Below are 19,300 nucleotides of genomic sequence, written 5' to 3'. Positions count from 1 at the left end.
GGATGGAGGGCATGTGGACGCCCCGTACCTCGCGCCGTGCCCGCCCCCTCGCCGTCTCCGCGCTGGCCATGAGCCTGCTGCTCGCCGGCTGCTCCTCGGACGAGCAGCCGCGCCCCTCGGCCGTCGCGTCGGCCGACCAGACGGTCGCCCAGCAGACGCCGACCGCCGCGACCACCGGGGCCGTCACCGTCACGAGCACCTCGGTGGTCCTCGGAGACCCCGACGCCCCCGAGCGCGTGGTGGTCTACTCCGACCTCGCCTGCCCGCACTGCAAGGTGCTGCACGGGTTCATGGCCGACGACATCGACCGCTGGGCGGCCGGCTCGGACGTCGCCGTGGAGCTCGTCACGGTCGACTACCTCAGCCCGCGGACCACCCACGAGTTCTCGCTGCTCGGCGCGAACCTCCTCGCCCTCGTCGCGGAGGACTCGCCCGAGGCGTGGCCGGCCGTGCAGTCCGCGCTCTACGACCTCCAGCCCGGGTCCACGACCGACTCGGCCCTGACGGTCGACGACCTCGTGGCGGTGGCGGAAGACGCCGGTGCCACACTCGACGACGACGCGTCCGAACGCCTCGCGCAGCTCGCCTACTCGGGCTGGGTCGAGTCCGTCACCGGGTCCGCGGCGGCGGCCGGCGTGACGAGCATCCCGCAGGTGTTCGTCGACGGGTCCCAGGTGAGCGGGGAGTCCCACGAGGAGACCGCGGCGCTGGTCCGGGCCGCGGTCGGCGGGTAGCCGCGGCCGTACCCCAGCGGTCCGCGGGGCCCCACCTGGCGCACCCGACCGCGCGCAGCCGGCCGTCTACGCGTCGCACGACCGCTCGACGCACCCCTACGCTCCTTGTTAACGTTCACAGTGGGCACGGCGACGACGCCGGACCCCAGGCCGACCTGAGGACGTGCTCGTGACCGACAGCCGCACCCCTGACGCCCCCGCCACCTCCGCCGCGGCCGCGGACGGCACCCCGGACTGGGCCGGGTACGTCATGGTCCACCACGACGACGCGACCCACCAGGTCCACGCGATGCTCTCCGACGGCCCTGATCCCACCACCTGGCGCGCCCTCGACGGCGGCGCCGGGATCCTCACCTCGGCCCTCGGCGAGCAGGGCCTGCGCGACCCGCACCTGCTGCGCTCGGCCGACGGCAGCCGCTTCTACCTCATCGCGACCGACCTCGACATCCGCGTCACCGAGCGCCCGGGTGTCACCGGCAGCTTCTGGGACTGGCTCGGACGGCACGGCAGCCGGTCGATCAACGTGTGGGAGTCGGCAGACCTCATGACGTGGGGCCCGCAGCGCCAGGTCGAGGTGTCCCCGCCGTCCGCGGGCATGGCGTGGGCACCCAAGTCCGTGTGGGACCCGGCGGCCGAGGCGTACCTCGTGCTGTGGTCCGCCCGGCTCTACGCCGACGACGACCCGGACCACACCGGCGACGGCATCCACCGCCTGCTCGGCGCCCACACCACCGACTTCGTGACCTTCACCGAGCCGCGAGACCACGGCCACCCGACCCGCTCCGTCATCGACGCGCTCGTCGTGCGCGACGGCGGTTTCACAGACGACGACGGCGACACGGACGACGACGGCACGGGCTGGGTGCGGTTCGTCAAGGACGAGGCCGCCGGCCTGGTGTTCTCCGAGCGCTCCGACGACCTCCACGCACCGGTCTGGGAGCCCGTGTCCGACAGCGTGACGGCCGGCACCGAGACCGGCATCGTCGAGGGGCCGCTGGCCTTCCGGTCCTTCACGGACGGCGAGTGGTACCTGTGGGTCGACGAGTACACCGGGGCCGACCGCGGCTACGTCCCCTTCCACGCGTCGTCCCTCACCGCCGAGCGCTGGGAACCGGTCGTGGACTACACCTTCCCCGGCAAGATCAAGCACGGCACGGTGCTGCCGGTGACGGCGACCGAGTACGCCCGGCTCGTCGAGCGCGTCTGACGCACCGGCCCTCAGCCCGGAGACCAGGGCGGCTCAGGGACCGGGATCGACCCCGGCGTCGGCCTGCCCTGGTCCGGTGAGCGAACGCAGCGCGTCGAGCACCCGGACCACCACCTCCGACGACGGCGCGGGCAGCACCGCGGCGCCGATGTCCCGGCTCGCACGGGCGTCGGCGAGCGGCACCTGGACGCACCCGGCAGGCGTGGCCGTCGTGCGCGGCGCGACCGCGACGCCCAGCCCGGCGGCGACGAGCCCGGTGAGGGTGTGCAGGTCCTCGCCCTCGAAGGCGATCGACGGCAGCACCCCGGCCTCGGCGAACAGCTCGTCGACCGATCCGCGCAGGCCGTACCCGGTCTTGAGCGTGACGAGCGGCTCGGACGCGAGGTCGACCACGGCCGCACCGCCCGCGAGCGCAGCCGGGTGCCCTTCGGGGACGAGGAGCACGAGCTCCTGCTCGAAGAGCGGCACGACGCGGACCCCGTCGGGTGGCGGGTCGAGGCGGGAGACGAGGGCGATGTCGGCCTCTCGCTCGAGGAGCGAGTCGAGGCAGGAGCTCCGTGCCCCCTGGCTGAGCACGAAGCGGACGGTCGGGTCGTCGGCGCGGACGGTGCGGATGAGCTCGGGGACCAGCTGCTCGCCGAGGGAGGTCTGGAAGGCGATGCGTACGGTGGTGCGGGCTCGCTGCCCCTCGGTCTCGACGGCTGCGAGGCCGTCGGTGAGGACGTCGAGGGCGCGCTGGGCGTAGGGGACGAGGGTGCGGGCGGCGGGGGTGAGGCGGACGCCGCGGCCGTCGGGCTCGAGGAGCGGGGCGCCGATCTGCTGCTCGAGGCGCCGGACGGTGCGGCTGACGGTGGGCTGGGGGACGCCGAGCATCGCTGCGGCGATGGTCACGTGCTCGACCTCGCCGAGCGCGACGAGGAGCCGCAGGTGCGGGAGGAGGGCGGCGACCGGGTCAGCACTCATGTCGTCATCGTATGAGTTGAGCCCTCTCGATGCATTGGAGGTATCGGTGCGCGGTGCCTAGCGTCGCTCGGGTGACGACGACCCTCCCGAGCAGCACCGGCACAGCGGCACGCACGGGCCTCCCCGCAGGCACCGCCCTCGAGGCGGGCGCTGGACCTGCCCCGGGGCGCGCGCCCCTGCCTCACGCCATGCTCGGCGAGCGTCGCCTCGCCGCCGCGCTGTGGTGCGCGGGGCTGGCCACCTTCGCCCTGCTCTACGCACCCCAGGGCCTGCTCACCGACGTCTCGGCGTCGCTCGCGGTGAGCCCGTCGCGCGCGGCGCTCCTCGTCTCCGGTGCGACGCTCGGCCTCGCCGCGTCAGTCCTGCCGTGGGCGTGGCTCTCCGACCGCATCGGCCGGCCCGAGGCCATGCGCGCTGCCGCGGTCGCGTCGGCGGTGCTCGCGGTCTTGGTCCCGTGGCTGCCGACCTTCGAGCTGCTCGTCGTCGGGAGGTTCGTCCAGGGGGCGGCGCTCGGAGGCATCCCGGCGCTGGCGATCGCACTGGTCCACGACTGCGCCCTGCCCACCCGCGCTGCCGCGCTCGCCGGGTCGTACGTGGCGGCGACCTCCGTCGGCGGGCTCGCGGGACGCCTGCTGTCGGTCCCGGTCGCCCAGCACCTCGGGTGGCGGATGGGGCTGGTGGCCGTCGGCGCGTGCCTCACGGCGCTCATGGCGCTGCTCGTGCTGCTGCTCCCCCACGGCCGCGAGCACCGCGCCCGACGAGCAGCCGCACGGCTCGCCGTGGCAGGCCGGGCGGAGCCCACGAGGTCCGGCGCGCACCTGCGGGCACACCTGCGCGACGGCACGCTCGTCTCGCTGTTCTGCATCGGCGGGCTGCTCGTCGGCGGCCTGGCTGCCGTCTTCAACTACCTGCCGTTCCGGCTCGAGGCCCAGCCCTACGGTCTGGCCCCGACCGTCGTCTCGCTCGTGTTCCTCACCTACCTGGCGGGCACCGTCGGCTCCCGCCTCGCCGGCGCGCTCAGCGATCGCTGGAGCCCGCGCGTCGTGCTCGTCCTGGCCTGCGCGCTCATGGGCGCGGGTGCGCTCGTCACCCTGGCCAGGCCGCTCGTCGTGGTGGTCCTCGGCGTCACGGTCCTCACCACGGGGCTGTTCGTCGGCCACGCCGTCGCCGCGAGCCGCGTCGGCGCCCGCGCCACGACCGGCCGCGCGCAGGCCACCGCGCTCTACACCGTCGTCTACTACGCCGGCGCGAGCCTCTTCGGCTGGCTGGCCGGGCACGCGTGGGACGCCCGCGGCTGGCCCGCCGTGGTCGCGCTCGTCGTCGGACTCGCCGCGGTCGCCCTGGTGCTGTCGGCGCGGCCGGCCCCCTCCGAACGACCCGTCACCCACACGACGGACTGATCCTCAGGAGGAGCGAGCGCTCGACGAGACAGCTTCAACCCCGCGACGCGACCCATCGCAGAGCCTGTGCCGCTCTGCCGGCCGACGCATCCGGGACCTCACGCAACCGTGACTCGACGACCCGAAGGTCCACGAACCCTGCATCGGCGAGGGCACCGACGAACTCCAGATCCTTCTCTCGGTAGGCGCAGAGCTTCGCGACGCAGAGGTCTTCCTTGTCGAGACACAGGCCTGTGAACTGCGGAGCGCCGCCGATGGCAGCGGTGTTGAGATTCTGGACAGCTACCAGCCGCTCCCGCCAACCTGCCGGCAGGATGGCCGTCTCCAGGTCGACCCCGTCGATGCTGAAACCGTGCATCTCGTGGAAGTCTGACCACTCTCCCGCAATGCCTTCGAGGAGGTCCGCGAGGCGAGCCGTCTCCTCGTCGCTCGTCGCGATCGGCAAGATGTCAATCTCCAGCGACATCGTCGCGGCAGCAGGCAACCGCTGTTCGTCGAAGGTCCCGAGGATCGACTGCGACCCGACGACGATCACGGTCGGGTGACCGAGGATCTGGCACGCGGTGCGGATCGCGTGCTCCAGCTGGTCACGCCTCACGACGCCACACCCACGACACGGTCACGATCCTGGTGCGACAGGAGGCCGCGGAGCGGCGATACCTCCCGCATCTCGATCGACTCGACGTCGAGACCGGTCATCGCGCGCCGGACACCCGCGACGTCCTCGTCGGAGACCAGCTGCCGCCAGCGCGCGAGGTTCCGTCCGTGTGGTTGACCCTGGACCCGTGCCTCGAGATCCGCGAGGTTCTTCTCGACGATCGGCCCCCAGGCGCGGATCGCGCCGACAGAGAGCTGGGCGGCGAGCTCGCGGTGCAGGAGCCAGCTCCTCCGGTGGGACCGGTCGAGCGGGACGTCGACCGGTCGCCTCACGACCTCGAGGCGACGCCCCATGCAGGCCAGCAGCCGCGACAGCATGTCGTCGCTCATCGACGCGCGCCCCGAGAGGAACTGGCTGATGCTCGGCTGACGGACGCCGCTCACGCGCGCCAGCTCGACCTGGGAGGTCCCCGTCTCGGTCATGACCTCCCGCAGTACTGCAGAGCCGCTGTCCATGCGGCCACTATAGCAACGGATGCTATAGGGGCCGCACAGTCCGTCAGGTCAGCGGAACTGCGTGAACTCTGCCGTCGCGGGGTCGGCGCCCGTGCGGTTGCCGGCCTCGAGGGAGCTGATCTGCTCGATCTCGTCGACGGTCAGCTGGAAGCCGAGGACGTCGAGGTTCGCGGCGATGCGCTCGGGGTTGTTCGACTTGGGGATGACGATGTGGTCCTGCTGCAGGTGCCAGCGGATGACCACCTGCGCCGGGGTGACCCCGTGCGCGGCGGCGATCGACGTGACCTCGTCGGACTCGAGGTCGGCGCCGCGGCCGAGCGGGCTGTACGCCTCGATCGCGATGCCAGCGGCACGCGACACCTCGACGAGCTTGCGCTGCTGGAAGGTCGGGTGCACCTCGATCTGGTTCACGGCCGGCACGACGTCGGTCTCGGCGAGGAGCGTCTCGAGGTGCTCGGGCAGGAAGTTCGACACGCCGATCGCGCGGACCGCGCCGTCGGCGAGGAGCTTCTCGAAGGCCTTCCACGTCTCGACGTACTGTCCCTTGCTCGGCACCGGCCAGTGGACCAGGTAGAGGTCGACGTAGTCGATGTCGAGCGCGGCGCGCGACGCCTCGAAGGCCGCGAGCGCGTTGTCGTACCCCTGGTCGCCGTTGCGGAGCTTGGTGGTGACGAACACGTCCTCGCGGGCCAGCCCGCTCGCACGGACGGCGGCGCCGACGCCCGCCTCGTTGTAGTAGCCGGCGGCGGTGTCGATGTGGCGGTAGCCGGTCTCGATCGCAGACTCCACGATGCGCTGCGTCTGGTCCTCGGCGACCTGGAAGGTGCCGAAGCCGAGCTGCGGGATCGTGACGCCGTTGTTCAGGGTGATGTCAGGGATCTGTGTCATCTCTCCTTCCTACCTCAGGGGCGCGCGGGTCGCCCGCCCGGGGGCGCGTGGTTCGCGGGGCGCGGAACCCGCAGGCGAGCCGGTGCCCACAGGCCCCTGCGACGACTCCGCCGGGGCCTCGGAGTGAGTAGGGTCTCGGGGTGTGAGCACGCCCACCCCCACGACGACGACGTCGCAGCCCCGTTTCACCATCCGCCCGGCCCGGACCACGGACCCGGCCGAGGTCGACCGCCTCTACGACATCTGCCTGCGCACCGGCAGGGCCGGAGACGACGCATCCGCCCTCACCGAGCACCCGCGCCTGCTGGGCGACACGTACCTCGGGGCGTACCTGCGCTTCGAGCCAGACCTCGCCTTCGTGCTCGTCGACGGCGAGGTCGAGGGCCCGGAGGCCGTGGTCGGCTACGTCCTCGGTGCGCGCGACACCGCGGCCTTCGACGCGACGCTCGAGCGCGAGTGGTGGCCTGCGGTCCAGGACCGCTACCCGGCCGGCTCGGCGCCCGAGGGCTCCTTCGACGCCGGGGTCGTCGCGACCGTCCACGGCCCCAAGGGCACCGACCCGGCGGTCGTCGCGGAGTTCCCCGCGCACCTGCACGTCGACCTGCTGCCCGAGGGCCAGGGCGGCGGCAACGGTCGCCGGCTCCTCGAGACGCTCTTCGACGCGCTGCGGGCGCTCGACGTCCCGGGTGTGCACCTCGGTGTCAGCACCGACAACACGCGCGCCATCGGGTTCTACCAGCACCTCGGCTTCCGCATGCTCGGCGACGGCGGCTGGCAGCTCGGGCTGGACCTGCGGGGCCAGCCCTGACGGACGACGTGGGCGGGTACGCGGAGCGGCGCTACAGCGCGTAGCGGCGCACGAGGGCTGACGCCCCCGCGAGGACCGCGACGAAGACCCCTGCCGTCAGCGCACCCCGGGAGGTCGCGGTCAGGCCCGAGAGCACGACCGCTGCGGTGAGCGCGCCGACCACCGAGGCCGCGAGCGCGACCCCGGCGGACCGGGCAGGTCTCCGGGTCGGCGCGAGGACCAGGACGGTCGCCGCGGCGAGCACGCTCGTTGCCCCGACGAGCAGCCCCGTCGCCCCTCCGAGCAGCGCGCCCCAGGCTGAGAACCCGCTGCTCCCGTCGACGACGGCGAGGACCATCCCGACGACGGCCCCGAGACCTCCGCCCGCGGCGACCAGCCCGAGCCCGCGCGCGACCGTGCGGGACGGGACGACCGGGGTCGTGGGCCGCGGGGGCCTGCGCATGGACAGCATGCGGCCATCGTAGGTCTGCTGCGCTGTGGCGTCGGCGTCTGCGTGGGGGCGTCAGCGTCGCGGGGTAGGTTTCGGGGCAGGCATCCCTGCCCGGCGGAAAGGCCCTCTGTGTTCTTGCGTGACGACGTCCTCATCAGCAGCGCGACCGACCTGGCGGTCGCCGCCGAGTGCGAGCTGGCGCTGCTGACCGACATGGACGAGCGCCTCGGGCGCTCGCCGCGGACGGTCACGGCCGACGCGATGCTCGAGCGGACGACGGGGCTCGGCCTCGAGCACGAGGACCGCGTCCTCAGCGGGTACCTCGAGCGGCTGGCGGCATCGGCAGCCCGTGCCGAGGGCTCCGAGGACTTCGCCTTCACCGCGTCGGCCGTCCCGGGCTACGTGTCCTTCGCCGGGCAGGACTGGTCGACCCTCGACGACCTGCGCGCGGCGCACGACCGCACCGTCGCCGCGCTCCGCGACGGGGCTGCCCTCGTCTACCAGGGCGTGCTCTTCGACGGCCGGTTCCTCGGCCGCCCCGACTTCCTCGTCGACGACGCGCGGCTCGGCGCGGAGGCACCCTCCGCCGCGGCCGACGTCCCGGACGGCACCGAGCACGGCACCCCGCCCAGCACCCCGCTCGTCACCGTCGTCGACACCAAGCTCGCGCGGCACGCGAAGGTCACCGCCCTGCTCCAGCTGGCCGCCTACGCAGACCAGCTGGTGCGCGCCGGGCTCGACGTCGCGCCGTCCCTGCGGCTCGTGCACGGCGACGGCTCCGTGTCGGAGCACCCGCTGGCCGACGTGCTCCCGGTCTACCGCGAGCGCCGCGCCCGCCTCGAGCGCGTGGTCGACGCGCACCTGGCCGACGAGGGCCCGGTCGCCTGGGGCGACGAGCGCTTCTCCGCCTGCGGGCGTTGCCCGGCGTGCTCGCGCCACGTGGTGGCCGAGCGGGACCTGCTGCTCGTGGCCGGCATGCGGACCACGCAGCGTACCCGCCTGCGTGCGGCGGGGATCACGACGATCGACGCGCTCGCGTCGAGCACCGGCCCCGTCGACGGGGTCCCGCAGCGGATCCTCACGGACCTGCGGACGCAGGCCGCCATGCAGGTGGCCCAGGACGCCCGCCCGCCGCTGCCCGACGGCCGCCCCGACGTCCGCGCCGAGCTGGTCGCGCGCGAGGCCCTCGAGGCGCTGCACGCACCCGACCCGGGCGACGTGTTCTTCGACTTCGAGGGCGACCCGCTGTGGACCGCCCCGGGCTCGACCGACTGGGGGCTGGAGTACCTCTTCGGCGTCGTCGAGGCGCCCGTGTCCCCCGGTGACGAGCCGGTGTTCCGGGCCTTCTGGGCGCACGACCGCGCCCAGGAGAAGCAGGCGCTCGTCGACTTCTTCGCCTACCTGCGCGACCGTCGGGCGCAGTTCCCCGGCATGCACGTCTACCACTACGCGCCGTACGAGAAGACGGCCCTCGGGCGCCTCGTGGGCCGCCACGGGGTGGGCGAGGAGCAGCTCGACGACCTGCTGCGCCAGGGCGTCCTCGTGGACCTCCACGCGACGGTCCGGCAGAGCGTGCGGGTCTCGCAGCCGTCGTACTCGCTCAAGAAGCTCGAGCCGCTGTACATGGGCGACGAGCTGCGCGACGACGACCTCGACAACGCGGCCGACTCGATCGCGCAGTACGCCGCGGCCTGCGCGGCGCGCGACGAGGGCCGCTCCGACGAGGCCGCCGCGGCGCTCGACCTCATCGCGGGCTACAACCGCTACGACTGCGTCTCGACGCTGCGGCTCCGCGACTGGCTGCGCGGGCTCGCGACCGAGCACGGCCTGCGCCTGCGCGGCGCCGAGGACCCAGCCGACCCGGACGCCCTCGTCGACGCTGCTGCTCCAGACCACGACCCGGCTGAGCCCGACGAGCCGACCGACCCGCTCGTCGACGCCCTGCACGCGATCGTCGGCGACGCCCGCGACCTCGCGCCGGCGGACCGACGCCCGGACGACCAGGCCCTGCTGCTGCTCGCGGCCGCCCTCGGGTACCACCGCCGCGAGGACAAGCCGTTCTGGTGGGCGCACTTCGACCGGCTCACCGCACCCTCGGACGAGTGGGCGTCGAGCCGCGACGTGCTCGTCGCCGACGAGGTCACCGTCCTGCGCGACTGGTTCAAGGAGGGCTCGCAGCGCTCGCTGCGCCGTGAGCTGCGGCTCGTCGGCGAGCTCGCGACGGGCAGCTCGCTCGGTGCGGGCAGCGGCGTGTGGTGCATCTACGAGGCTCCGCTCCCCGAGGGGCTCGTGCCCCCGCTCGGCGGGGTCCGCCAGGTGAGCGGGACCTCGACCGTGGTGTCGGTCGAGACCGACGACGCGGGACGCGACGTGGTCGTGGTCGAGGAGGTCCTCAAGAAGGGCCTCGAGCCCTACACCGAGGTCCCGATGGGCGTCGGACCCGGCAGCCCTGTCCCGACGGGGCTCGTGGAGGGCGCGCTGCGCGAGGTCGCCGAACACGCCGTCCGGTCGCTCGACGGCGGCGCGGGGTCGTTCCCGGCGCAGCCTGCGCTCGACGTCCTGCGCCGGCTCCCCCCGCAGCTCAAGGCCGACGACCGCGCCGAGGTCTCGGGCGACGTCGACGGGGCAGCCCTCGGCCTGCCGCCGGTCGGCTCCGGCAAGGGCGCCTACATCTCCGCGATCACGGACGCGGTCCGGCGGCTCGACCGCTCGTACCTGGCCGTCCAGGGACCTCCCGGCACCGGCAAGACCTACGTGGCGGCACGCGTCATCGAGCGGCTGGTGCGCAGCGGCTGGCACGTGGGCGTCGTCGCACCCTCGCACGCCGTGGTCGAGCACCTGCTCGACAAGGTCGTCGAGGCCGGCGTGCCCGCCTACCGGGTCGGCAAGAAGCCGCAGGGCGACCCGTCCGACCACGCGTGGACCGCGATCGGCGACAAGAAGCAGGGCAAGTTCCTCGGTGAGCACAAGGACCACGGGTGCGTGATCGGCGGGACCGCCTGGGACTTCGCCAACGCGAACAAGATCGGGCGCCGCTCCCTCGACCTGCTCGTGGTCGACGAGGCCGGGCAGTTCTCCCTGGCCAACACCGTCGCGGTGTCGGCTGCCGCGGAGAACCTGCTGCTGCTCGGCGACCCGCAGCAGCTGCCGCAGGTGAGCCAGGGCACGCACCCCGAGCCGGTCGACGGGTCGGCGCTCGGGTGGGTCGCGGACGGTCACGACGCCCTGCCGCCCGAGCTCGGGTACTTCCTCGAGCGCACGTGGCGCATGCACCCGGACCTCTGCGCGCCGGTGTCGCGCCTGAGCTACGAGGGGCGGCTGCGCTCCGAGGAGGACGCCACGACGGCGCGCCACCTCGAAGGGCTCGCGCCCGGCGTGCACGTGGTGAGCGTGCCGCACCGCGGCAACGCCGTGTCCTCGGAGGAGGAGGCGGCCGTCGTCGTCGAGCAGGTGCAGTCTCTGCTGGGGCGCACGTGGCACGACGGCGAGCGCGGACGTCCCCTCGCCCCGTCCGACCTGCTGGTGGTCGCGGCCTACAACGCCCAGCGCGCCCTCGTCGAGAAGCACCTGCGCGACGCCGGGGTCGAGGGGGTCAAGGTCGGGACGGTCGACAAGTTCCAGGGCCAGGAGGCGGCCGTGGTCCTGGTGACCATGGCGGCGTCGTCGGTCGAGGAGGTGCCGCGCGGCATGGGGTTCCTGCTGTCGCGCAACCGCGTCAACGTGGCGGTGTCCCGCGGTCAGTGGGCCGCTGTGGTGGTGCGGTCGCCCGCGCTCACCGACTACGTGCCGACCACGCCGGAGGCCCTGTGCGAGCTCGGTGCGTTCATCGGGCTGTGCGCGTCCGCGGAGGGGTCAGCAGATCTGGTCGACCCGAGGGCCTAGCCACGAGCCCCTCGGCCCTGTAGTGTGCATCTTGAAGTTGCAGTGCCTCTCATGTCTTTGCCGCACCGGGCCACATGCCTCGCGGATCTTGTTCTTTCAAGAGTTGACGACGGAACACCGTGACGAGCGTCCTCCACTCGGGAGGGCGTCCGACAACTCTGAAGGAGTATCGATATGACTGTTGGAACTGTGAAGTGGTTCAACGCTGAAAAGGGCTTCGGCTTCATCGCACCCGAGGACGGCTCCGCCGACGTGTTCGCGCACTACTCCGCGATCGCCTCGTCCGGCTACCGCTCGCTCGACGAGAACCAGAAGGTCGAGTTCGACGTCACCCAGGGTCCCAAGGGCCCCCAGGCTGAGAACATCCGCCCCCTCTGATTCACGGATCTGCTGACCTCGGCCCTCGGCTGAGCGTCGCTGCCTGAATCTTCCACGAGTGCCCCGGGTCCATCTGGACCCGGGGCACTCGTGCGTCCGGGACCAGACACCCCTCTCCCCACCACTACCGCCGTCCTCCACCGAGGTCGCACCACCGACAGCGATGTCGCACCGACACGCCAGAACCCGCGTCCCGGCACCGTCACCTGGCGCGTCCAGGCGACCTCGGCGGCGCGTGTGCGATCTCGGCGGCCTGCGTGCGACCTCGCGGTCTGCACCGGATCACCCCACGTCCGGGCGCTCGCACCCAGCGGGACCAGGCCTCGACCGGTTAGCCTCGTGAGGAGAGAGCCACCCGCTGACCAGCGGGTCCGCGAGCACAGCAAGGAGCCGCCCGTGTCCACCCCCGCGACCCAGGTCGAGACCAGCCACGGGACGGTCCGCGGCACCACCACGCCCGCCGGGCTGCGCGCCTTCCGCGCCATCCCCTACGCCGCGCCACCAGTCGGGAACCTGCGCTTCCGGGCACCTCAGCCCGCGCAGCAGTGGACCGGCGTCCGCAACGCCATGCACCACGGACCGGTCGCCCCGCAGCGGGTCACCCAGGCGTACACCGGCGCGGGCCCCGACACCGAGCAGTCCGAGGACTGCCTCACGCTCAACGTGCTCGCCCCGGCCACCACCTCCGAGACCCCGCGCCCGGTGATCGTGTGGTTCCACGGCGGCGCGTTCTCCCACGGCTCCGCCTCCGCCCCGGCCTACGCGGGCGACGTCCTCGTCGAGCGCGGCGACGTGCTGGTCGTGACCGTCACCTACCGGCTCGGCGCGCTCGGCTTCCTGGACTTCAGCGAGTTCTCGACCCCCACCCGGACCTTCGAGTCGAACCTCGGGCTGCGCGACCAGGTCGCCGCGCTCGAGTGGGTCCAGCAGAACATCGCGGCCTTCGGCGGCGACCCCGACAACGTGACGATCGCCGGGCAGTCCGCCGGCGGGACCTCCGTCACGACGCTGATGTGCATCCCCTCGGCCGCTGGCCTGTTCCACCGTGCGATCGCGCAGAGCCCCGCGCTCGGCGCCGCCTACGGGCAGGAGCGGGCAGCCGGGTGGGCCCGCGACCTCATCACCTGGCTGCAGACCACCGAGAGCCTCGCCGTCGACGCGCTGCTCTCCGCACCTCCGGCCGAGCTGGTCTCCGCCGGCGCGCGGCTCACCGCGCTGAGCCACCGCGAGGCGCCCGGTGCGCTGTGCATGAGCCCGGTGGTCGACGGCGACTTCCTGCCCGAGCACCCGACCGACGCCTTCGCCGCGGGGCGCGCGCACCAGGTCCCGCTGCTCGTCGGGTCCACGAAGCACGAGGGCGCGGCCTTCGGTGCGCACGGGTCGCTGCTGCCGACCGGCTCCGAGGCCATCAACCTCATGTTCGAGATCACCGACCCCGGCGCGCAGCTCACCGTCCTGTCGGCGTACCCCGGCTACCCGAGCCACCGGGCCCGTGCCCAGCTGGTCGGCGACGCGACGTTCTGGGTCCCGGCCGTCCAGGCCGCGCAGCACCACAGCCGCACGTCACCCACGTTCGTGTACCGCTACGACTTCACGACGCCGATCCTCAACCTCCAGGGGCAGGGCGCCTCGCACGGGACCGACATGCTCGCCGTGCTCGGCTCCCTCGACTCCTCCCGAGCCCGCGCCGCCACGCTCCTCGGCGGGTCGGACGAGCTCGCCGCGCTCAGCGAGCGCATGCAGGACCACTGGTTGACCTTCGCCCGTTCGGGGGACGCCGGATGGCCCGCGTACGACGCCGACGACCGTCCGACCAAGATCTTCGCGGCGCACGACCGCGTCATCAGCGACCCGGGCCGCGAGCGGCGTCGGGCGTGGGAGGGCGTCGCACGGTACCGCTGACGCACGTACCGAGCCGGCTCACTACTCAGGTCGCGCGTCTCTGACCTGCGTAGACAGCCCTCGGACCACTCCATCGCGCCCTCCGTGGCTCGGTGCGCCCCTGAGGTGTGCTAGCGCCCCCGGTTGACGGGGACGCACAATTTCTCCACAGGCCTAGCACCGACGCGTGTCGTATGGCTAAAGTAGGCCGCGAAGTTGCAGTGCCTCGCACGTCTTACCTGCACCGACGCGAGTCGGGGTAGTTCTTGGTCTTCAGGAGTGGACGACGAACACCGTGACGAGCGGCCTCCACAGGGGAGGTCGTCCGAGCAAACTCTTGAAGGAGTATCAAGATGGCAGTTGGGACCGTGAAGTGGTTCAACGCAGAAAAGGGCTTCGGCTTCATCGCACCGGAGGACGGCAGCGCTGACGTGTTCGCCCACTACTCTGCGATCCAGAGTTCGGGTTACCGTTCGCTCGACGAGAACCAGAAGGTCGAGTTCGACATCACCCAGGGCCCCAAGGGCCCCCAGGCGGAGAACATCCGCCCGCTCTGATCTCCCCCGCGGTGATCTAGACATCTGACGAAGGGCCCTCGCCGAGACGGCGGGGGTCCTTCGCCGTCCGCTCGTGATGTGCAGATGTCACCCGTGAATCGCAGAGATCGGCCGTTCGTCACCTGTCATGGGTAGAAGTACCCATGCGTGATACCCCTCCAGCCGTTGAAGGGGTCGGCGGCTCGCCCTACTGTCGCAGTGTGATCAGGCAGACACTCTCCACCACCGAGGCGGCACCGACGTCGCTCGTCTCGCTCGCGCGCGCCGGCTTCGCCGGGCTGCGACTCGCCGAGCTGAGGACCCCGGCTGCCCTCGTGCCGCCGGGCCAGCTGATCCTGCCCTCGCCCAGCGCCCTGCCCCGCCGCAAGGCCTCGGCTGCCGCGCGCCGCTCGAGCAGCGCGACCGCCTGACCACCACCCCCACGCTCGTCGCACGGTCGTCAACGACGCCGGCTGTGCGGCGGAACGAATCCGAGCCACAGGTAGCATCGCCACGATGAGGCTCGACGCGCACTACACCGACCCGACGCTGGTCTCCCGCTACGACGCGGAGAACTCCGGGCGCGATGACACCGACTTCTACGTCGCCCTCGCCGACGAGCTCCAGGCACGCACCGTCGTCGACGTCGGGTGCGGGACAGGCGTGCTCGCCGCCGAGCTGGTCGACGCCAGCCGGGACGCGGCTCCGGGTTCCGAGCCGACCTCGTCGGACCGCACCGTCGTCGGCGTCGACCCGGCAGCGGCCATGCTCGACGTCGCCCGCTCTCGCACCGGTGGGCAGCAGGTCACCTGGCTCGAGGGCACCGCCGACGCAGCCCTCGACCACCTCGGCCCGGGCTCCGCCGACCTCGTGCTCATGACCGGGCACGTCGCCCAGGTGTTCCTCACCGACGACGACTGGTCACAGGTGCTGGCGACCGCCGCCGCGCTGCTCGCGTCCGGCGGTCACCTGGCCTTCGAGACGCGCGACCCGGAGCGGCGCACGTGGACCCGGTGGACACCCGAGCTCACCCGTGAGCGCAGCACGGACCCCGACGGCACCGTCAGCACCGGGTGGGTGGAGGTGACCGCGGTCCACGACGGACTGGTGACGTTCGACGGCCACACCGTGCTCGAGGACGGCGTCGACCGGGTCAGCACGAGCACGCTCCGCTTCCGCAGCCGGTCGGAGGTCGAGGCCTCGCTCGACGCGGCCGGCTTCGACGTCGCCTGGACCTACGGCGACTGGGACCGGTCCCCCGTCGGCCCGCAGACCTCCGAGCTGATCATGGTCGCCCGCCGCCGCTGAACGGGCGCCTCGCCCAGCAGCAGCGCGTCGACCGCGGTCCGCCGCCTCACGAGCCCGGCCGCAGCCGTCAGCCTCGCTCGATGATCCCCCGGACGTACGCGGCCTGGCCCACGTGCTCGAGGTCGTCGGCCAGGATGCTCAGCACCCGCACGCCGACGGTCACCGGAGGGTCGTAGGACTCGTCGATCACGCGACCCAGGTCCGCGTCGGTCATGCCAGCGAGGATCTGCCGCGTCCGCTCGAAGGTCGCGTCCTGGTACGCCGTCAGCTGCTCGGCGGTGATGCCGCGCACCGCCGCGACCTGGTCGTGGTCGTGGCCGAACCCGGTGTCCTCTCGGTCGAGGGCCAGCCCGAACCGGTCCACCCACCCGTCGGCGAGCCACACCTCGTCCGACCCGGCCAGCGCTGCCATCTGCGCGTCCTGGACGCGGGACGTGTGCCACAGCAGCCAACCGATCGAGTTGGCGTCCTCGTCGGGGCGGGCCTCGAGCTGCTCCGGGGCGAGATCGGCGGCGGCCTCGCGCACGCCGTCGCGGACCCGCGCGAATCCTTCGGTCAGCACGTCGAGAGCAGTCATGGGGTGTCCTCCGAGGGTCGAGGTCGGCGCGCCGCGGCCGGCTCGGGCCGCAGCTCGCGCTGTCCTCTTCACCCTCGCACAGCGCTGCCGCCGGAGCACCCCGGCGCCTGCGGCCGACCACCCTCGTGACGCGGCCCCTGTCGCGTCAGGGCACCTGTCGCGTCAGAGCACCCCGGTGTGCTCGAGCAGGATCTTGGTGCCGATGCCGATGAGGACGAGCCCGCCGAAGACCTCGGCGGGACGCCCGAACCGTGCCCCCATCCGACGCCCGAGGACGACCCCGACGAAGGCGAGGGCGGCTGTCGTCACCCCGATGAGCGTGACGGCCCCGCCGATCGACACGTCGAGGAACGCGAGGCTGATGCCGACGGCGAGCGCGTCGACGCTCGTGGCGACCGCGAGGACGCCGAGCTCGCGGAGGTCGAGGGTGTCGGTGTCGACCTCGTGGTCCTCACCGGGCCTGACGGCCTCCCAGAGCATCTTGGCCCCGATGACGGCCAGCAGCCCGAAGGCCACCCAGTGGTCGACGCTCTGGACGTAGTCGGCGAAGCGTGTCCCGAGCAGCCAGCCGAGGAACGGCATGACTGCCTGGAACCCGCCGAAGGTCAGGGCGATGACGACGGCGTGCCGGAGGTTGAAGGACTTCATGTGGAGCCCTTTTCCGAGGGCCACGGCAAAGGCGTCTGCGGAGACGCCGAGGGCGATGAGGAAGAGCGGCCAGAAGCTCACGGGACGTTCGGCCTTTCGTGGGGTCGCGCGCAGCGTCAGACTGCGGCTCGACCTGCCACGAGGTGGCGGGAGGCGCAGCATGACGGCGTCGGCGCGAGGGATTCCGGGGGTGGAGAGGAGGTCTGAGATCGACCTTACCGCCCGGTCAGGCGCCCAAGAATGCCCACCGGATGTGAGGCTGATCTCCGAAGAATGCACCGTCGGACACCCCCGGAGAATGCCGCGCGGAATGCGCATCCAAGAGTTCGGACGGCCGGAAACAGCACCCCGGGGTCACCTGCCGAGCTGGCCTGGCCCGGTCTCCCGACCTGGCGGTCAGCCTGGTCAGCCCCAGACGGCGACGTTCTTGCGCCTCGGCGCGACGCCCGTGGAGGACGCGAAGAGCTCGGGCGAGTGACGGCGGACGCTCTCGATGTCGGCGAACACCCCGCGCAGGTGCTCCTGCAGGAGGGCGCGGGCGTGGTCGCGGCGGCCGTCGAGGACGGCGTCGAGGATCCCGCGGTGCTCGTCGAGGAACCCCTGGGTGGTGGCCTTCTCCTGGAGCCCGAGGTGGCGGGCCCTGTCGAGGTGCCCCTTGGCGGCGGAGACGGTCGGCCAGGTGCGCTGGTGCCCGGCGAGGTGCAGGAGGTCGTGGTGGAAGGCCTCGTCGAGCTCGAAGAACCGCTCCATGTCGCCACCCGCCTCCTGCTGCTCGCGGAGGTTGCGCTGCATGCGCTCGACGACCTCGGGGTCGAGGTCGTCGGGGAGGTCGTCGAGGGACGCGACCTCGACGGCCTCGCGGAGGAACTGGGCGTCGGCGACGCGGGCGGGGTCGACGCGTGACACGAAGGTCCCCACCTTGGGGAACACCTGCACGAGGCCTTCCTGCTGGAGCAGGATGAGGCTCTCGCGGACGGGGGTGCGCGAGACGCCGAGGGCCGCCGAGAGCTCGTTCTCGGAGAGGGTCTCGCCGGGCGCGAGGTCGAGCGTGACGATGCGCCGGCGCAGCTCGTCGTAGACGGCTCTGCGGCTGGAGGGACGAGCGTGTGCGGCGGGCATGCCTCCATCGTAGTGAACAGCGCTGGTCGACATCTGGGACTTGACGACACTCGTATGCATGGTCTTACATACAAGAGATGTATCGCAGACTTCCCGCGGTGCTGACGCCGATGACGCCGTCCCAGGAGAGACACACCATGAGCACCATCGAACGCGCAGAGGTCTTCGTCGCAGGACCCGGGCGCAACTTCGTCACCCTGCGCATCACCACCTCCGACGGGGTCACCGGCATCGGGGACGCCACCCTCAACGGCCGCGAGCTCTCCGTCGCCAGCTACCTCCAGGACCACCTCGTCCCGCTGCTGGTCGGGCGCGACCCCGCGCGCATCGACGACATGTGGCAGTACCTCTACCGCGGTGCGTACTGGCGCCGCGGCCCGGTCACCATGACCGCGATCTCCGCGGTCGACACCGCCCTCTGGGACATCAAGGGCAAGGTCGCCGGCCTGCCCGTGTACCAGCTGCTCGGCGGGCGCTCCCGCGACGGCGTCATGGTCTACAGCCACGCGAGCGGCCGCGACACCGCCGAGCTGCTCGACGACGTCACCCGATTCCAGGAGCTCGGGTACAAGGCGATCCGCGCCCAGGCCGCCGTGCCCGGGGTCGGCGGCTCCTACGGCGTCCGCAAGGGCGCCATCTACGAGCCCGCCGCGACGTCGCTCCCCGACGAGCAGCCGTGGTCGACCGAGGCCTACCTGCGCTTCGCCCCCACGTACCTCGAGGCCGTCCGCGACCACGCGGGCCCCGAGCTCCACCTGCTGCACGACGTCCACCACCGCCTCACCCCCATCGAGGCCGCGGCCTTCGGCAAGAGCGTCGAGGCCGTCCGGCTGTTCTGGATGGAGGACCCGACCCCGGCCGAGAACCAGGACGCGTTCCGGCTCATCCGCCAGCACACCACGACCCCCATCGCGGTCGGCGAGGTGCTCAACAGCATCTGGGACGTCAAGGACCTCATCACCAACCAGCTCGTCGACTACGTCCGGACCACCGTGGTGCACGCCGGCGGCATCAGCCACCTGCGGCGCATCTTCGACCTCGCCGCGCTCTACCAGGTGCGCACCGGGTCGCACGGCGCGACCGACCTGTCGCCCGTCACGCTCGCCGCGGCGGTCCACCTCGACCTCACGGTGCCCAACTTCGGCATCCAGGAGTACATGGAGCACGCCCCCGAGACCATGGAGGTGTTCCGCAGCGGCGTCACCCTCGCCGACGGCATGCTCAACCCGGGCGAGGCACCCGGCCTCGGCGTCGAGTACGACGAGAAGGCCGCCGCCCGCTACCCCTACGACCCCCGCTACCTCCCCGTGGCCCGCCGCCTCGACGGCTCCGTCCACGACTGGTGACCACCGCGGGGTCACCCGCCGCACCACCTGCTGAACCCCTCGGCACCGGGTCGACGCCGACCCGCCCCCTCCCCGCGCGCCG

19 protein-coding genes are annotated in these 19,300 nt (G+C 72.5%); 11 read left to right on the top strand and 8 right to left on the bottom strand.

Annotated features, from left to right (window positions below):
* Nucleotides 1-11 precede the first annotated feature (11 nt).
* Both SKED_RS01275 and SKED_RS01270 read left to right on the top strand, forming a co-directional pair.
* Nucleotides 12-734 carry a thioredoxin domain-containing protein gene (locus SKED_RS01275; protein WP_012865298.1) on the top strand — a complete coding sequence of 241 codons (723 nt, stop codon included), beginning with the start codon at nt 12-14 and terminating at the stop codon, nt 732-734.
* A 169-nt stretch (nt 735-903) separates the two neighbouring features.
* Nucleotides 904-1,941, top strand: a complete 1,038-nt coding sequence (locus tag SKED_RS01270; RefSeq protein WP_012865297.1) for a glycoside hydrolase family 43 protein — start codon at nt 904-906, stop codon at nt 1,939-1,941.
* Nucleotides 1,942-1,974: 33 nt separating this feature from the next.
* On the opposite strand, the gene SKED_RS01265 is transcribed toward SKED_RS01270, so the two are convergent.
* Nucleotides 1,975-2,904 (bottom strand): LysR family transcriptional regulator, encoded by a 930-nt coding sequence (locus tag SKED_RS01265; protein WP_012865296.1) that lies wholly within the window; start codon nt 2,902-2,904, stop codon nt 1,975-1,977.
* Between the two features lie 71 nt (nt 2,905-2,975).
* Here SKED_RS01265 and SKED_RS01260 point away from each other — a divergent pair, with 71 nt between their 5' ends.
* Nucleotides 2,976-4,304, top strand: coding sequence for an MFS transporter (locus tag SKED_RS01260; protein WP_012865295.1), 1,329 nt, complete (start codon nt 2,976-2,978; stop codon nt 4,302-4,304).
* 34 nt (nt 4,305-4,338) lie between these two features.
* On the opposite strand, the gene SKED_RS01255 is transcribed toward SKED_RS01260, so the two are convergent.
* Genes SKED_RS01255 through SKED_RS01245 form a run of 3 tightly spaced genes read right to left on the bottom strand, consistent with a single transcriptional unit; the run spans nt 4,339 to nt 6,305 of the window.
* Nucleotides 4,339-4,902 (bottom strand): DUF6036 family nucleotidyltransferase, encoded by a 564-nt coding sequence (locus tag SKED_RS01255; RefSeq protein ID WP_012865294.1) that lies wholly within the window; start codon nt 4,900-4,902, stop codon nt 4,339-4,341.
* Complete coding sequence (locus SKED_RS01250) at nt 4,899-5,417, bottom strand: helix-turn-helix domain-containing protein (protein ID WP_245534597.1); 519 nt, start codon at nt 5,415-5,417, stop codon at nt 4,899-4,901. The genes SKED_RS01255 and SKED_RS01250 overlap by 4 nt, the downstream gene beginning before the upstream one ends.
* Nucleotides 5,418-5,465: 48 nt before the next feature.
* Nucleotides 5,466-6,305, bottom strand: coding sequence for an aldo/keto reductase (locus SKED_RS01245; protein WP_012865292.1), 840 nt, complete (start codon nt 6,303-6,305; stop codon nt 5,466-5,468).
* Nucleotides 6,306-6,447: 142 nt separating this feature from the next.
* Between SKED_RS01245 and SKED_RS01240 the strand changes: the two genes are divergently transcribed.
* A complete protein-coding gene (locus SKED_RS01240) occupies nt 6,448-7,113 on the top strand; it encodes a GNAT family N-acetyltransferase (RefSeq protein ID WP_012865291.1) in 666 nt (221 codons plus the stop codon).
* A 31-nt stretch (nt 7,114-7,144) separates the two neighbouring features.
* On the opposite strand, the gene SKED_RS01235 is transcribed toward SKED_RS01240, so the two are convergent.
* Complete coding sequence (locus SKED_RS01235) at nt 7,145-7,564, bottom strand: hypothetical protein (protein WP_012865290.1); 420 nt, start codon at nt 7,562-7,564, stop codon at nt 7,145-7,147.
* Between the two features lie 108 nt (nt 7,565-7,672).
* Here SKED_RS01235 and SKED_RS01230 point away from each other — a divergent pair, with 108 nt between their 5' ends.
* The 6 genes from SKED_RS01230 to SKED_RS01205 all read left to right on the top strand — a co-directional run bounded on the left by SKED_RS01230 (nt 7,673) and on the right by SKED_RS01205 (nt 15,528).
* Entirely contained in the window at nt 7,673-11,425 is a 3,753-nt protein-coding gene (locus SKED_RS01230) for a TM0106 family RecB-like putative nuclease (RefSeq protein ID WP_012865289.1), read from the top strand.
* 174 nt (nt 11,426-11,599) lie between these two features.
* Nucleotides 11,600-11,803 carry a cold-shock protein gene (locus SKED_RS01225; RefSeq protein WP_042437666.1) on the top strand — a complete coding sequence of 68 codons (204 nt, stop codon included), beginning with the start codon at nt 11,600-11,602 and terminating at the stop codon, nt 11,801-11,803.
* Nucleotides 11,804-12,199: 396 nt separating this feature from the next.
* The gene (locus SKED_RS01220; protein WP_012865287.1) at nt 12,200-13,705 is read left to right on the top strand and encodes a carboxylesterase/lipase family protein; all 1,506 of its coding nucleotides are present in this window, start codon (nt 12,200-12,202) and stop codon (nt 13,703-13,705) included.
* A gap of 332 nt (nt 13,706-14,037) precedes the next feature.
* A complete protein-coding gene (locus tag SKED_RS01215) occupies nt 14,038-14,241 on the top strand; it encodes a cold-shock protein (RefSeq protein ID WP_012865286.1) in 204 nt (67 codons plus the stop codon).
* Between the two features lie 200 nt (nt 14,242-14,441).
* Nucleotides 14,442-14,651, top strand: coding sequence for a hypothetical protein (locus SKED_RS01210; protein ID WP_012865285.1), 210 nt, complete (start codon nt 14,442-14,444; stop codon nt 14,649-14,651).
* Nucleotides 14,652-14,736: 85 nt separating this feature from the next.
* Nucleotides 14,737-15,528: a methyltransferase domain-containing protein gene (locus SKED_RS01205; RefSeq protein WP_012865284.1), complete on the top strand. Its 792-nt coding sequence runs from the start codon at nt 14,737-14,739 to the stop codon at nt 15,526-15,528.
* 67 nt (nt 15,529-15,595) lie between these two features.
* On the opposite strand, the gene SKED_RS01200 is transcribed toward SKED_RS01205, so the two are convergent.
* The 3 genes from SKED_RS01200 to SKED_RS01190 all read right to left on the bottom strand — a co-directional run bounded on the left by SKED_RS01200 (nt 15,596) and on the right by SKED_RS01190 (nt 17,872).
* Nucleotides 15,596-16,105, bottom strand: a complete 510-nt coding sequence (locus tag SKED_RS01200) for a mycothiol transferase (RefSeq protein ID WP_012865283.1) — start codon at nt 16,103-16,105, stop codon at nt 15,596-15,598.
* Between the two features lie 162 nt (nt 16,106-16,267).
* Nucleotides 16,268-16,834 carry a manganese efflux pump MntP gene (locus SKED_RS01195; RefSeq protein WP_012865282.1) on the bottom strand — a complete coding sequence of 189 codons (567 nt, stop codon included), beginning with the start codon at nt 16,832-16,834 and terminating at the stop codon, nt 16,268-16,270.
* Nucleotides 16,835-17,158: 324 nt separating this feature from the next.
* Nucleotides 17,159-17,872, bottom strand: coding sequence for a GntR family transcriptional regulator (locus tag SKED_RS01190; protein WP_012865281.1), 714 nt, complete (start codon nt 17,870-17,872; stop codon nt 17,159-17,161).
* Between the two features lie 137 nt (nt 17,873-18,009).
* Between SKED_RS01190 and manD the strand changes: the two genes are divergently transcribed.
* A complete protein-coding gene (manD, locus tag SKED_RS01185) occupies nt 18,010-19,218 on the top strand; it encodes a D-mannonate dehydratase ManD (protein ID WP_012865280.1) in 1,209 nt (402 codons plus the stop codon).
* The last annotated feature ends 82 nt before the right edge of the window (nt 19,219-19,300 follow it).

The sequence above is a fragment of the Sanguibacter keddieii DSM 10542 genome (genome assembly GCF_000024925.1).
Classification (GTDB): domain Bacteria; phylum Actinomycetota; class Actinomycetes; order Actinomycetales; family Cellulomonadaceae; genus Sanguibacter; species Sanguibacter keddieii.
The sequence above is the reverse complement of the archived record's forward strand: the minus strand, read 5'-3'. Positions and strand labels throughout refer to the sequence as shown.

Bases quoted from the DNA above. Each gene is read 5' to 3' on its own strand.
- SKED_RS01275 (WP_012865298.1), top strand. From the start codon at position 12: ATGTGGACGCCCCGTACCTCGCGCCGTGCCCGCCCCCTCGCCGTCTCC.
- SKED_RS01265 (WP_012865296.1), bottom strand. From the start codon at position 2,904: ATGAGTGCTGACCCGGTCGCCGCCCTCCTCCCGCACCTGCGGCTCCTC.
- SKED_RS01250 (WP_245534597.1), bottom strand. From the start codon at position 5,417: ATGGACAGCGGCTCTGCAGTACTGCGGGAGGTCATGACCGAGACGGGG.
- SKED_RS01245 (WP_012865292.1), bottom strand. From the start codon at position 6,305: ATGACACAGATCCCTGACATCACCCTGAACAACGGCGTCACGATCCCG.
- SKED_RS01235 (WP_012865290.1), bottom strand. From the start codon at position 7,564: ATGCTGTCCATGCGCAGGCCCCCGCGGCCCACGACCCCGGTCGTCCCG.
- SKED_RS01225 (WP_042437666.1), top strand. From the start codon at position 11,600: ATGACTGTTGGAACTGTGAAGTGGTTCAACGCTGAAAAGGGCTTCGGC.
- SKED_RS01215 (WP_012865286.1), top strand. From the start codon at position 14,038: ATGGCAGTTGGGACCGTGAAGTGGTTCAACGCAGAAAAGGGCTTCGGC.
- SKED_RS01205 (WP_012865284.1), top strand. From the start codon at position 14,737: ATGAGGCTCGACGCGCACTACACCGACCCGACGCTGGTCTCCCGCTAC.
- SKED_RS01200 (WP_012865283.1), bottom strand. From the start codon at position 16,105: ATGACTGCTCTCGACGTGCTGACCGAAGGATTCGCGCGGGTCCGCGAC.
- SKED_RS01190 (WP_012865281.1), bottom strand. From the start codon at position 17,872: ATGCCCGCCGCACACGCTCGTCCCTCCAGCCGCAGAGCCGTCTACGAC.
- manD (WP_012865280.1), top strand. From the start codon at position 18,010: ATGAGCACCATCGAACGCGCAGAGGTCTTCGTCGCAGGACCCGGGCGC.